Origin of the sequence: Futiania mangrovi (genome assembly GCF_024158125.1) — a bacterium.
GTDB lineage: Bacteria > Pseudomonadota > Alphaproteobacteria > Futianiales > Futianiaceae > Futiania > Futiania mangrovi.
The window spans coordinates 1411517-1424971 of sequence record NZ_JAMZFT010000001.1; the positions used below are offsets into that span (position 1 = coordinate 1411517).

Sequence of the window (13455 nt, forward strand, 5' to 3'; positions counted from 1 at the left end):
GGCTTATGCCCTGTTCTTGTGGTGTTATAGACGCCCTGCCACGATCCACCAACCGCCCCGACGCACGCTTCCCAGGAAAGCCCCAACCACATGCGCCTTCTTCTCCGCTGGATGTTCCGTATCGTCGGCCTGGTCCTCGTGCTCGCGGTGATCGTCGCGGGCGCGGGCTATCTGTGGCTGCGCCAGACGGTCCCGTCCTGGGAAGGCCGCTATGCTGCCGAGGCCGTGTCCGCCCCGGTGACCATCGTGCGCGACCGCGACGGCGTGCCCCACATCTCGGGGGAGAGCGACGCAGACGTCTTCTTTGCCCTCGGGTTCGCGCACGCGCAGGACCGGCTCTGGCAGATGGAACTGTCGCGGCGCGCAGGCCAGGGCCGCCTGTCGGAGATCTTCGGGGAGCGCACCGTCGCCGCGGACATCTATCTGCGCACGCTCGACCTTTACGGACATGCGACCCGCTCCATCGCCTTTCTTGAGCCGGAGACGCGGCGCATCCTCGATGCCTATGCCGCCGGCGTGAACGCCTGGATCGAGCGTCCGACGGGCCTGTTCGAGCCGCGCCTGCCGCCGGAATTCATCATCCTCCGCCATGTGCCGGAGCCGTGGACCCCCGCCGACAGCCTCGTGATCGTCAAGGCGATGGCCATCGGCCTGTCGAAGAACGTGTCGAGCGAGCTTCTGCGCTACGCGCTCGCCACGCGCTTCACGCCCGCCGAGGTCGAGGAGCTTCTGCCCCCCTATCCAGGCGACGAGCCCTTTGCCCTGCCCGACCTCGCCTCCCTCTACCCCCTTCCGCGCACGGTCGACGTCTCCGCCCTGCCCGATCTTGCGCGTTTCGAGGGGGCGTCGAACAACTGGGTCGTCTCGGGCGCGCGCAGCGTCACCGGCAAGCCACTGCTTGCGAACGACCCGCACCTGGGGCTGACTGCACCCGCGCTCTGGTACCTCGCGCACCTGACCTTCCCCGGCGGCGAGTACGGCCCCGCGGGCGAGGCCATCGGCGCCTCGCTCGCCGGCACGCCGCTGATCGTGCTGGGCCGGACCGACCGTGTTGCCTGGGGCTTCACGAACCACGGCGCGGACGTGCAGGACCTTTTCGTCGAGAAGGTGAACCCCGCCGATCCTTCGCAATACCTCACGCCGGACGGCTGGCGCGCGTTCGAGACCGACACCGTCCGCATCTCGGTGCGCGGGGGCGAGGACCGCCTGATAGAGCGTAAGCGCACCCGGCACGGCCCCGTGGTGCCGATTCTCGACCCGGAGATCGCGCGCCTTGCCCCGGAGGGGCATGTCTTCGCGCTCGCATGGACCGCGCTCGACGACGACGACCGCTCCATGGAGGCGGGGCTGGAGGCGATGCGCGCCCGCAACGCCGGCGACTTCGTGGCTGCCATGTCGAAGTTCCGCGCGCCGCCGCAGAACGTCGTCTACGCCGATGCCGAGGGCACCATCGGTCTCGTTTCTACCGGCCTCGTCCCGCGCCGCAACCCGGCCAACTCCGTCCGCGGCCGTGCGCCCGTGCCAGGGTGGGAGGCCGTCTACGACTGGCAGGGCATGATCCCGCGGCAAGCCATGCCGCAGGCCGTGAACCCGGCGTCGGGCGCCATCGCCACGGCGAACGAGAAGATCGTCAGCCCCTCCTTCGGCGCCTTCCTCGGCCACGACTGGGAGGCGCCCTGGCGGGCAGACCGCCTGCACGCGCTTCTGAACGGCCGCCCCATTCATTCGCTGGAGGCTTTCCAGTCCTACCAGATGGACGACGTTTCCCTGGCGCTCGCCCATCTCGTGCCGCTGATGATCGATGCAGCCGCCGCATCGGGGCAGTCGGGCGACCCCCGCGTGGCGGATGCGCTTGCCCGCCTTAGCGCCTGGGACGGACGGATGAGCGCGCAGGCCGCCGAACCGCTCATCGCCATGGCCTGGCTGCGCGAGGCGATGGCGGCTGTCTACGCAGACGATCTCGGCACGCTATACGATCTTTTCAGGGGTCCCAGGGTGGATGCCCTGTCTCTTTCCCTGCGCGGTGGCGGGGGCCGCGCCTGGTGCGACGATGACGCCACGCCCGTGACGGAAACCTGCGCGGACGCGCTGCGCACCGCCCTCGACCGGGCGCTCGAAGATATCGAGGCGCGCTATGGCGACGATCCGACCCGCTGGCAGTGGGGCGTGGCGCACGCGGCCTTTTCCGAGCACCGGCCCCTCGGCCTCCTGCCCTATGTCGGAGGCCTCTTCAACATCGCCGTGCCCTCGCCCGGTGGCCCCTTCACGCTGAACCGCGGCGACCTGCGCTTCGGGTCGGAGCGGCCGTTCGCGAACGTCCACGCAGCCAGCTACCGCTCGGTGTTCGACCTCGCCGATCTCGACCGGTCCCTGCACATGCAGACCACCGGGCAATCGGGCAACCCGTTCTCGGCCCATTACGATGATCTGGCCGCGCGCTGGGCGGCGGGCGAATATCTGCCGATGACGACCGACCCGGCGGTCTACCGCCCCGGCGCGCTGGGCGTCACCGTGATCGCCCCGCCCCCGCCGCAATAGCGGGGCGCGGGCAGCAGCCTTACGCGCCCTTGATGTGGCCGTAGCGTCCGCGGAAATAGAGCAGCGGCGGCGTGTCGCCTCGCGTCTCGAGTCTGAGGACGCGCCCGATATAGACCACGTGGTCGCCCGCATCGACGCGGGTCTCGATCCGGCAGTCGAGGCTTGCGAGCGTGTCCGTCAGGATCGGCGCGCCCGTCTCCCACGTCTCGACCGGCGTTTCGGGAAAGGCGTCGTGCTCGTAGCTTGCGAACGCGCTGGAGAGATCCTGCTGGTGTGCGCCCAGTACGTTGACCGCGAAATGATCCGCTGCATCGAAGCGCGCAAACCGCTCCGACCCCTTGTCCAGGCACCAGAGCACGAGCGGCGGCTCCAACGACACCGACGAGAACGAGTTGGCCGTGATCCCCACCGGCGTTCCGCCTGCGGACCGGGCCGTGATGACCGTCACACCGGTCGCAAAGCAGCCGAGCGCGCGGCGGAAATCCATCGCATCGAATGTCATGGGCGTCAGTATACTCCGGACAGGGGAAGGACGGGGCCGCGTCTCGCCCCTCCTTATAGGGCGCATACCCTCCGGGGCAATCTCCGCCGCAGCGTTAAGCCGACCTTAACGGGCGGGGCGCGAAACTTCGCCGAAAGGTTAACGGCCCGGCCGTGCACCTGCCCCTCGCTCATCCATCACGGCGGATGGCGGCGCAGGCACCGGCCGGGAACGCTCGCCAGAAGGTCGAAGGAACCGGATCGTCCCATGCTTCCGCTGATCGGCGCCGTCTTCGTGTTCGTCTGCGTGCTCGGCAGCTTCATGGCCATGGGCGGCAATCTCATGGTCCTCTGGCAGCCGTTCGAGGCGCTGATTGTCGTCGGCGCGGCCGTCGGCGCCTTCGTCATCGGCAACCCGTGGAGCGTGCTGCGCGCGATGCCCGCCGCGATCCGCACCCTCTTGCGCGGCCCCCGCCACGACAAGGACAGCTACCTCGAGTTGATGAGCCTGCTCTACGCCATCTTCCGGATGGCGCGGTCCAAGGGGCCGCTCGCGCTCGAACAGCACATCGAGCAGCCGGAGACATCCGACCTCTTCGCCCGCTTTCCCCACTTCCGCGACGATCCGGCCGCGCTGACCTTCCTCACCGACTATCTGCGCCTCGTCTCCCTCGGCTCGGCGCGCGCAGGCGAGATCGAGGCGCTGATGGACGAGGAACTCGACACCCACACGGCCGAGAACGAGCGCATCGTCAACGCCATCCAGACCGTCGCCGACGCCACGCCCGCACTCGGCATCGTCGCCGCCGTCCTCGGCGTCATCAAGACAATGGCCGCCATCGACCAGCCGCCGGAGGTGCTGGGCAGCCTCATCGGCGGTGCCCTCGTCGGCACCTTCCTCGGCGTTTTCCTCGCCTATGGCTTCATCGGCCCGGTCGCCTCGGCGCTGCGCACGACCTACGAGACCGAGGCCAAGTATCTCCACGCGATCCGCGCCGCCCTCGTCGCCCATGTGCAGGGCTATTCGCCCGCCATCGCGGTCGAGTTCGCGCGCAAGTCGCTGATGTCCGACGTCCGCCCGACCTTCCAGGAGGTCGAGGACGCGACCGCCCAGGTCCAGCCCGCATGACCGCCCGCGCCCGCGACCGCACCCCGCGCCGCGGCCGGATGCGGCGGCGCTATCATGCGGCAGTCTGGAAAATCGCCTATGCCGACTTCGTGACGGCGATGATGGCCTTCTTCCTTCTGCTCTGGCTCGTCCACTCCTCCAGCCCCGACCAGAAGCGCGGGATTGCGGACTATTTCGCCCCGCCGCAGATTTCCGCGACGCAAGGTGGCTATGGCGGCCTGCTGGCCGGCCGTTCCGCCACCTCCGAGGGTCCCGTCGCCGGCGATGGCCAGCCGCCGGTCGAGGTGCGCCCGCGCTTTCCCGTCGCCCCCGTGGGCGCGCCCGAGCGGGCAGACGGCGCACGGCCCGGCGAGGGTCCCGCGATGCGCGAGGCGCGGCTTGCCGAGACGACGCTCGCCGCGCTCTCGTCCGCGCTCGCCGACGTGCCCGAGATCGCGGGCGGAGATGGCACCATCTCCGTCGTCGAGCACGCACGCGGCGTCCGCCTCGACCTCGCGCCTCCGGACGGTGCGGCCATGTTTGCACCCGGCGCCTCCCAACCCACCGAAGCGGGCCGCAACCTGCTCACCCATCTAGCGGGCCTGCTGGGGCGCCTGCCGAACCGCATTGTCGTCATGGGTCATGCCGCTGCGGGAGAGCCGTCCGCCTGGGCGCTGTCCGCCATCCGCGCCGACCACGCCCGCCGCACGCTCGTTGCTGGCGGTCTTGCACCTGGCCGGATCGCGGAGGTTTCGGCGCTGGGCGATTCCAATCCTCGTCCATCCGGCACGCCCTCCGGCCAGAGGGACGCCCGCATCGCGATCCTGTTGCTGACCGAGCCGCCTGTGCTCCCCTCCGCCGCCGCCCTGTTCGCACCGCTCGACTGAAGCCCCACGGGCCGCGTTCGCCTTGCGGTGGTGCGCCGGGCACCCCATCTTGGCGTCCATGAGCGACTATTCCCATGCCTCCGGTCCCGGCTTCCGCGCGCGTCCCGCGGCGGAACTGACCGATGTCGACCTGCGCCCCGACCTCTACGATGGGGTCGTCACCAAGCGCATCGGCGCCTTCGTCGTCGACGTGGTGCTGATCTCGGTGCTGGTTCTGCTGGGCTATCTGGCGACCTTCGTGATGGGCTTTCTGACGCTCGGCCTCGCGTGGCTCGCCTTCGGGCTCGTCTTTCCGGCAATTGCCCTCGGCTACCACATGGTCTCGATCGGCGGCCCGTGGTCCGCCACCCCCGGCATGCGGCTCATGGGGCTGGAGATGTTCGAGACGACCGGCGGCCGCGCCACCTGGATCGTCGGCCTTGCGCATCCTCTCATCTTCTGGATTTCTGGCACGCTGACCGCGTTCCTCGTCGTCTTCATCGCGCTGTTCGACGCGCGCGGGCGGACGCTGCAGGACATGCTGACCGGCGTCGTCGTCGTGAACCGTCTTCCCGGCTGAGCCCTAGAGCAGGTCGCGCAGCCGCTGCCAGGTCGACACCGCGAGGAGGATCGGCAGCCGCATGAGCCGCCCGCCCGGAAAATCCGGCTGCGGCAGCTTCGCGAACACGTCGAACCGGCCCGCCGTTCCCAGCATGGCGTCGGCGGCCGCCTTTCCCGCGATGTTGGTCAGCGCCAGCCCGTGGCCCGAGAAGCCTTGCGCATAGTAGATCCCCTCGGGCGTCCGCCCGATGCTCGGCAGCCGGTTGACCGTGATCGCCAGCATCCCCGCCCACAGGTACTCCACCCGCGCCTCTTCAAGCTGCGGAAAGGTCTTCACCATCCGCCGGCGCAGCCGCTGCGGCATGCCCGCGGGCGTCGCGGTCGAGTAGCTGACCATCCCCCCGAACAGCAGCCGCCCATCCGCACTCGGCCGGAAGTAGTCCAGCACGAAGTTCGTGTCCGCGACGCACACGTTCGCCGGGATCACGGGTCCGAATCGCGCAGGGTCCAGCGGCTCCGTCGCCAGGATGAAATTCGCGCACGGCATGATCTTCGCCCGCGCCCGCGCGACCAGGTTTCCCTGATAGGCATTGCCGGCGAGCAGCACATGCTCCGCCTTCACGCGCGCGCCTGCCGTCTCGACAGTGAAGCCCCCGCCCTCGCGCCGTACCGCCGTCACCCGGCTTCCCTCGAAGATGCGCACGCCCAGCCCTTCCGCCGCGCGCGCATAGCCCTGCGTCAGTTTCAACGGGTGCAGGTGCCAACCGTCCCGGCAGGACAGCCCTCCATGGAACCTTGTGCTCGCGATCATGGCGCGCGTCTCCTCGCGGCCCAGGATCGCGAACCCGTCGTAGCCGTAGTCCGCAGCCATCTTCTGCGCGAAGGTCTCGAGGCCCTTCACATGGCCGGGTTTCGCCGCCGCCTCGACATAGCCCTGCGTCAGTTCGCACGCGATGCCATAGCGCTCCGCCCGCTCCCGCACCAGGTCGACCGCTTCGAGCGACATCTCCCACAGGCGCGCCGCCGCCTCGCGGCCTGCCAGCTTCTCCGCCTTGTCTACTCCGCAGGACACGCCCGGCAGGAGTTGTCCGCCATTGCGGCCCGACGCGCCCCATCCCACCCGTGCCGATTCGAGCAGGACCACGTCCATGCCCGCCTCGGCGAGCGTCAGGGCTGCAGACAGCCCGGTGAGCCCGCCTCCGATGATGCAGACGTCGGTGCGGCTTTCTCCAACCGCCTCCGGTCTTTCCGGGGATGGATTCACGCTCGCGGCGTAGTAGGAATCTGGATAGGGGGCAGCGGTCATGGTGCGTGACCGTACAGCGGCGTGCAAAGCGGTCAAGCGGGACACGCGCCGCGTGCGACAGGGACAGATCGGGGGCATAGCCGAAGCTTGGACCAGATGCCGTCATTTGCCGACGCGGCGCCGCAGATGTGGCTGTCGTTCGCGATCATTGCCGTCGCGGTCGTGTCCTATGCGTGGGAGCGGGTCTCGATCGAGCTGACGTCGATCGCGACCATCGTGGCGCTCGCCGTGTTGTTCCATCTCTACCCGCTCGCCGGGCCGGACGGTGCGCCGCTCGTCACGCCCGCCACCATGATCGAGGGGTTCGGCAATTCTGCCCTCGTGACGATTCTCAGCCTTCTTGTCGTCGGCCAGGGTCTCTTCCAGACCGGCGCCCTGAACGAGCCGGTACGCCGCCTCCTCGCCCTTGGCGGCGGGCGGCCGCGGACGTTGCTCTTCGGCGTGTTCGTCTGCGTGATGGTGGTCAGCGCCTTCCTGAACAACACGCCCGTCGCGATCATGTTCATTCCGGTGCTCGTGACGATCGTGGAGCGGCTGCGCCTGCCCACGAGCCGGGTGATGATTCCCCTCTCCTACGTCTGCGTCCTGGGCGGCATGACGACGCTCATCGGCTCATCGACCAACCTGCTGGTGGCCGACGCCGCCCGCAGCGCGGGGCTCGCCCCCATCGGCTTCTTCGACTTCACCTTTCCGGGCCTGGTGCTGGCGGCTGCGGGTTTCGTCTACGTGCTTTTCGTGACGCCCTACCTGTTGCCGGACCGGGCGACCATGGCCGGTGCGCTCGTCGCCCAGACCGGCAAGCAGTTCATCGCACAGATCGACCTGGTCCGCGGCCATCCACTCGTCGGGGCGGAGGCGGTTGCCGGCCTCTTCCCCAAGCTCCCCGACCTCACCGTCCGCCTGATCCAGCGGGGCGGGCGGACGCTGCTTCCCCCCTTCGACGACATCACGCTGAGCGAGGGGGACACGGTCATCGTGGCCGCCACCCGCAAGGCGCTGACGGACATCCTGACGACCCGGCCCAAGCTGCTCGTCGGGGACGGCCTCGAGGCCCCCGAGGAGGGCGACGTCGGCCGCGTCACCGCCGAACGGATGCTCACCGAAGCGATCGTCGCGCCCGGCTCGCGCCTCATCGGGCAGTCGCTTGCGCACGTCTCCTTCCCCGCCCGCACGGGCTGCCTCGTGCTCGGCATCCAGCGCCGGTCCCGGATGTTGCGGGCAAGCCTAGACGAGATCCGCCTGGAGGCCGGCGACGTCCTGCTGCTGGTGGGCTCCGAGCCGCAGCTGGACATCCTGCGCGCCGACCGCGACCTCGTGGTGCTCGAAACCTCCGCCACCGCCCTGCCCGCGCTCGAGAGTGCGCGGACCGCGCTCGCCATCTTCGCTGCCGTCGTCGTCGCCGCCTCGACAGGGCTGCTTCCCACCATGATCGCGGGTCTGTCAGGCGCCATGCTGATGATCGCCAGCGGCGCACTCAATCTCCGCCAGGCGGGCCGCGCTATCGACCGGCGCATCGTGCTGATCGTTGCGGCCTCCCTCGCCATGGGCAGCGCGCTGCAGGCGACGGGCGGCGCGGCGTTCCTCGGCACCGCTCTCGTCTCCGGCCTGTCGCAGTTCGGCCCAGCGGCGGTTCTTTCCGCGCTCTTCCTGCTGATTGCCCTGCTCACCAACGTGCTGTCGAACAATGCGACCGCCGTCCTGTTCGCGCCCATCGCGGTCAGTGCGGCGAACGCGCTGGGCGTACCGCCGGAGGTGTTCGTCTACGGGGTGGTCTTTGCCGCCAATTGCTCCTTCGCCACGCCGATGGCGTACCAGACGAACCTTTTGGTCATGGGACCGGGCCATTATCGCTTCAGCGACTTCGTGCGTGCGGGCGCCCCATTGATCGTGCTTCTATGGATCGTATTTTCAGTGTTTGCGCCCTGGTATTACGGAGTGTGAGGGGGCCATGCGACACGATCCGCGCCTGAAGATGCTGCGCTTCTACCTGACCGCCCCGGGTCCGTGCCCCTATATCGACGGCCGGCAGGAGCGGAAGGTGTTCACGCCGCTCATGGGCGACCTCGCCCCGGATTTACACGACGCGCTCTCGAACCTGGGCTTCCGGCGCAGCCAGAACATCGCCTACCGGCCTGCGTGCGAGGGATGCGACGCCTGCGTTTCCGTCCGCATCGTGGCGGAGCGGCACAGGACCACGCGCTCCCAGCGGCGCGTGCTGAACCGGAACGCCGGGCTCGTGCGTCACATCGCGCCGCCCTTTGCGACGGGGGAGCAGTTCGATCTTCTGCGCACCTATCTCGCGTGCCGCCACGCCGACGGCGGCATGGCCGACATGGACCGGCACGATTTCGCGACCATGGTGGAGGACAGCGCGATCGACACGGTGGTGGTGGAGTACCGGACGCCGCCGGAAGAGGGCAGCCGCCTCATGGCCTTCTGCCTGACCGACCGCCTGTCGGACGGTCTCAGCATGGTCTACAGCGCCTTCCATCCGGAGATCGGGGACACAAGCCCCGGAACCTACATGATCCTCGACCACATTGCACAGGCGCGCGAGGCGGGGTTTTCCTACGTCTATCTCGGCTACTGGGTGCGGGAGAGCCGAAAGATGGCCTACAAGGCGCGCTTCCACCCGCTGCAGGCGCTGGGCCCGCAGGGATGGGAACCGCTGAGCGAAGACGACGAGTTGCCAGTCCGCCTCGCCTGACGCCGCGTCAGGCCAGCCGCGCTTCGACCCGGCCCAGCGGGCCGAAGTCTCCCGCGACCGACATCCCCCGCGCCGCGGGCACGATCCCGACCGCGGACCCCGTGGTGACGAACTGTCCCGCATGCAGGCCGTGCCCGCGCGAGGACGCCTTGTTCGCCGCCCAGGTCAGCGCGTCGAGCGGATGGCCGAACACGTTCTTGCCGGTCCCCGTCGTCTTCGTCTCGCCGTTCACGATGGCCGCGATCTCCTGGCCCGTGTAGTCGACGTCCCGCCAGTCCTCAACCGGCGTTCCCGCCACGAAGCCGACATTCGTTCCGAAGTCCGAAATCATCTGGAAGACGTGCTGCGGCTTCTCCAGGTCCTGGCGCAGGCCGACGATCTCCAGCGCCGGGAAGACGTTGCGGATCGCCGCCTCGACGTCTGCGCGGGTGTAGGGCTCGGCCCGCACCGGCAGATCCCTCGCCAGCGTGAAGGCATATTCGCATTCGAGGCCCAGGATCCGCTCCGGCACCTGCACGTTCGCGCCGTTTTTCACGCAGAAGGGCGCGAGCAGACGGGCGTAGAACGGCTCGGTCGCGCCAATCGCCTCCCAGGCGGCGGGCGCCGTGCCGCCGACCTTCCAGCCGACGATGCTGACGCTCGCGCGTGCGTCGCAGGCATCGCGGATGTCATAGGCCGTATCGAGGCTGCCCACGGTCTGCGGGTCGAGCGGCGGGATCCTCCGGCCATGCGCCCGCGCGAGATAGAGCGCCTCTGCCGTGTCCTTGATGAAATCGCCGCTCATGGCCTCAATGTCTCCCTGCCTGTTGTTCCGAGGTCTTGCGCCCGCTTCGTCCGGACCCGCCCGACCATGCCCGCCGAGCCGCGCGCGCGCAAGCGCGCCGCCCGGCGGAACACCTTTTCCCGGATCAGCCGAAACGGTTGTTGCGCGGGAAGCCCTTGGGCGGCATCCGCCCCGCGCTCGCCCGTGCGCCAATCCACTCCGCGAGGTCCTGCACGGTCCACGTCCGCCCGGAACTGTCCTGCCACTGCAGCCCCGTCTCCGGGTCGAAGGTCGTGACGTCCGACAGCCCCCCGTCGCGGTATTTCTGCAGCCGCACGCCCTTGCCGCGCGCCATCTCCGGCAGCTCGGAGACGGGGAAGCACAGAAGCTTCCGGTTCTCCCCCACCACGGCGATCATGGCACCCGTCACCGGCTTGCACAGCTTAGCCTCGGCGCCCTTGTCCACCGAAAGGATCTGCCTGCCCGCGCGCGTCTGCGCGACCACCTCGTCCTCCGGCACGATGAAGCCGCGCCCTTCTGTGCTCGCAACCAGCAGCTTGCGCCCGCCCGCATAGGGGATCAGATCCAGCACGTCATGGTCGTTCGGCAGATCGATGATCAGGCGGATCGGCTCGCCATGCCCGCGCCCGCCCGGCAGCTTGTCGCACCCGATGGTGTAGAAGCGCCCGCTCGTCGCGAACAGCAGCAGCTTGTCCGTCGTCTGCGCGTGGATGCGGAAACGTTCCTGGTCGCCATCCTTGTATTTCACGTCCGCGTCGGGTGTCAGGTGGCCCTTCATGGCGCGAATCCAGCCCTTTTCGGACAGCAGGACGGTGATCGGCTCCTTCTCGATCATCGCCTCCATCGGCACCTCGACGATGGCCGGCGGGTCGGCGAAATCGGTCTTGCGCGCGCCGTTCGGGGCCCCTTCGCCGAAGCGCTTGCGGATATCCGCCACCTGCTCGGCGATGCGCTTCCACTGCTTCTTTTCCGAATCGAGCAGCGACAGCAGTTCGGCGCGTTCTGCTGTCAGCGCGTCGTGCTCCTTGCGGATTTCCATCTCCTCCAGCTTGCGCAGCGAGCGCAGCCGCATGTTGAGGATCGCTTCCGCCTGCGTGTCGGTGAGCGAGAACGCCACCATCATCTCCGCCTTCGGGTCGTCCTCCTCCCGGATGATGCGGATCACCTCGTCGAGGTTCAGGTAGGCGATGATGAAGCCTTCGAGGATTTCCAGCCGACGCTCGATCTTGCCGAGGCGGAAGCTCGACCGCCGGATCAGCACCTCGCGCCGGTGGTCGAGGAAGGCGCGCAGCACCTCCTTCAACGTCATCACCCGCGGCACGCGCCCGCCGTCGAGCACGTTCATGTTGAGCGGCACGCGCGTCTCGAGGTCGGAGAGCTTGAACAGGCTCTCCATCAGCAGGTCGGGGTCGACCGTGCGTGCGCGCGGCTCCAGCACGATGCGGATGTCCTCCGCGCTCTCGTCGCGCACGTCGGCGAGGATTGGCAGCTTCTTCGCCTCGATCAGCCCCGCGATCTGCTCGATCAGCTTCGACTTCTGCACCTGGTAGGGAATCTCGGTCACGACGATCTGGTAGGTGCCGCGCCCGGTCTCCTCCTTCTCCCAGCGCGCCCGCACGCGGAACCCGCCGCGGCCCGTCGCATAGGCCTCCAGGATGCTCTCGCGCGGTTCGACGATCACGCCGCCCGTGGGGAAGTCCGGCCCCGGCAGGCGCAGCATGATCTGGCTCTCGTCGGCGTCGGGGTGCTCGATCAGGTGGAGCAGAGCACCGCACACCTCCCCCGCATTGTGCGGCGGGATCGACGTCGCCATGCCGACCGCGATGCCCTGCGCGCCGTTGGCGAGCAGGTTGGGGAAACCCGCCGGCAGCACCTCCGGCTCCTCCTCCGACCCGTCGTAGGTCGGGCGGAAGTCGACCGTGTCCTCGTCGATGCCGTCGAGCATCGCCTCGGCGACCGCCGTCAGCCGCGCTTCGGTATAGCGCATGGCCGCCGCGTTATCGCCGTCGACGTTCCCGAAATTGCCCTGCCCGTCGACCAATGGATAGCGCGAGGAAAACTCCTGCGCGAGCCGCACCATCGCGTCGTAGACCGCCTGGTCACCGTGCGGGTGGAACTTGCCGATCACGTCGCCGACGACGCGCGCCGACTTCTTGTGCGGCCCGTTCGCGGCCAGCTTCAGCTCCCGCATCGCGTAGAGGATACGCCGGTGCACGGGCTTCAGCCCGTCGCGCACGTCGGGCAGCGCGCGGTTCAGGATCGTGGAGAGCGCATAGGCCAGGTACTTCTCGCCAAGCACCTGCGCCAGCGCCGCGTCCCGGATTTCGCCGGGTTCGAGAATCGGTGTGCTCATGTCGGAACTTTACCGGCCTTCAGCATGTCGATGAAACGTCCGCGCGCATCGGGCAGCCGTTTGCCGTGCGGCTCCAGGATGCGCCGTTCGAGGAAATGCCCTGTGAGCAAGAGGCCCGCCGCCGCCTCTTCCCGGTCGCCCGGACCGCCCTGCGCACCCAGCAGGAATGCCGGCAGCGGCAGCAGGCGCGCGGCGTAGGGCGCGCCCGGCCCCCGTCCCACCGCGCGGCCCGTGCGCGGGCTCACATAGGCGAGGTCGTCCGTCTCCCCCGTCGCTGCGCACCTGGCAAGGTCCAGGCCGTAGCCGAGCTCGCTCAGCAGCCCCAGCTCCCAGCGCGCGTAAAGCGCCGGCCAGATCTCCTCCTCGCCCAGCAGGTCCAACAGCGCAACGAGCCCCTCGTACACCGCCGGATAGGGCACGCGCTCGGGGATTGCCGCCTGCGCCGTCGCCATCGCCATGACGAGGCCCGCAAGCTGCCGCGGCCGCGCCATCGCAGGTCCCGCGTAGGAGCGGAGCGCCTCCACCTCCAGCGTGCCGAGGTGGGTGTCGAGGCGCGCCCGCCAGCGTGCCCTGACCAGCGTTCCGGGCTCCAGCGTACCCCGCATCCGCCGGCCGCGCCCGCCGCGGACGAGCCCGCTCTGCCGCCCGTGCGCCGCGGTCATCAGGTCGGCGATCGCGCCTGTCTCGCCGAAGGGCTTGGCCCCCAGCACCAGCGCATCGTCGCTCCAGTCGACCGCCATGGCCGTCCCTTC

General features: G+C 69.2%; 11 protein-coding genes. 6 read left to right on the top strand and 5 right to left on the bottom strand.

Features of this window, described 5'->3' with window-relative positions:
• Positions 1 to 90: 90 nt before the first annotated feature.
• Positions 91 to 2538, top strand: coding sequence for a penicillin acylase family protein (locus NJQ99_RS06735; RefSeq protein ID WP_269332010.1), 2448 nt, complete (start codon positions 91 to 93; stop codon positions 2536 to 2538).
• A 19-nt stretch (positions 2539 to 2557) separates the two neighbouring features.
• Here the strand turns inward: NJQ99_RS06735 and NJQ99_RS06740 are convergent, their stop codons facing one another.
• A complete protein-coding gene (locus tag NJQ99_RS06740) occupies positions 2558 to 3040 on the bottom strand; it encodes a flavin reductase family protein (protein ID WP_269332011.1) in 483 nt (160 codons plus the stop codon).
• Between the two features lie 246 nt (positions 3041 to 3286).
• On the opposite strand from NJQ99_RS06740, the gene motA reads away from it, so the two are divergent.
• The 3 genes from motA to NJQ99_RS06755 are packed head-to-tail and all read left to right on the top strand — an operon-like array spanning position 3287 to position 5572.
• Entirely contained in the window at positions 3287 to 4147 is an 861-nt protein-coding gene (gene motA / locus NJQ99_RS06745; protein ID WP_269332012.1) for a flagellar motor stator protein MotA, read from the top strand.
• Positions 4144 to 5013: a flagellar motor protein MotB gene (locus NJQ99_RS06750; RefSeq protein WP_269332013.1), complete on the top strand. Its 870-nt coding sequence runs from the start codon at positions 4144 to 4146 to the stop codon at positions 5011 to 5013. Before motA ends, NJQ99_RS06750 begins: the two co-directional genes overlap by 4 nt.
• Before the next feature lie 58 nt (positions 5014 to 5071).
• Entirely contained in the window at positions 5072 to 5572 is a 501-nt protein-coding gene (locus NJQ99_RS06755) for an RDD family protein (protein WP_269332014.1), read from the top strand.
• A gap of 3 nt (positions 5573 to 5575) precedes the next feature.
• On the opposite strand, the gene NJQ99_RS06760 is transcribed toward NJQ99_RS06755, so the two are convergent.
• A complete protein-coding gene (locus NJQ99_RS06760) occupies positions 5576 to 6859 on the bottom strand; it encodes an NAD(P)/FAD-dependent oxidoreductase (protein WP_269332015.1) in 1284 nt (427 codons plus the stop codon).
• 96 nt (positions 6860 to 6955) lie between these two features.
• On the opposite strand from NJQ99_RS06760, the gene NJQ99_RS06765 reads away from it, so the two are divergent.
• Together NJQ99_RS06765 and NJQ99_RS06770 are read left to right on the top strand one after the other, a co-directional pair.
• Positions 6956 to 8800, top strand: coding sequence for an SLC13 family permease (locus NJQ99_RS06765; protein ID WP_269332097.1), 1845 nt, complete (start codon positions 6956 to 6958; stop codon positions 8798 to 8800).
• 7 nt (positions 8801 to 8807) lie between these two features.
• Positions 8808 to 9566, top strand: coding sequence for an arginyltransferase (locus NJQ99_RS06770; RefSeq protein ID WP_269332016.1), 759 nt, complete (start codon positions 8808 to 8810; stop codon positions 9564 to 9566).
• Between the two features lie 7 nt (positions 9567 to 9573).
• Here the strand turns inward: NJQ99_RS06770 and NJQ99_RS06775 are convergent, their stop codons facing one another.
• The 3 genes from NJQ99_RS06775 to recO form a co-directional block, all read right to left on the bottom strand.
• Entirely contained in the window at positions 9574 to 10350 is a 777-nt protein-coding gene (locus NJQ99_RS06775) for a 2-keto-4-pentenoate hydratase (protein WP_269332017.1), read from the bottom strand.
• A 124-nt stretch (positions 10351 to 10474) separates the two neighbouring features.
• Positions 10475 to 12703 (bottom strand): DNA topoisomerase IV subunit A, encoded by a 2229-nt coding sequence (gene parC / locus NJQ99_RS06780; RefSeq protein ID WP_269332018.1) that lies wholly within the window; start codon positions 12701 to 12703, stop codon positions 10475 to 10477.
• Positions 12700 to 13443, bottom strand: coding sequence for a DNA repair protein RecO (recO, locus tag NJQ99_RS06785; protein WP_269332019.1), 744 nt, complete (start codon positions 13441 to 13443; stop codon positions 12700 to 12702). Before recO ends, parC begins: the two co-directional genes overlap by 4 nt.
• Positions 13444 to 13455: the final 12 nt, after the last annotated feature.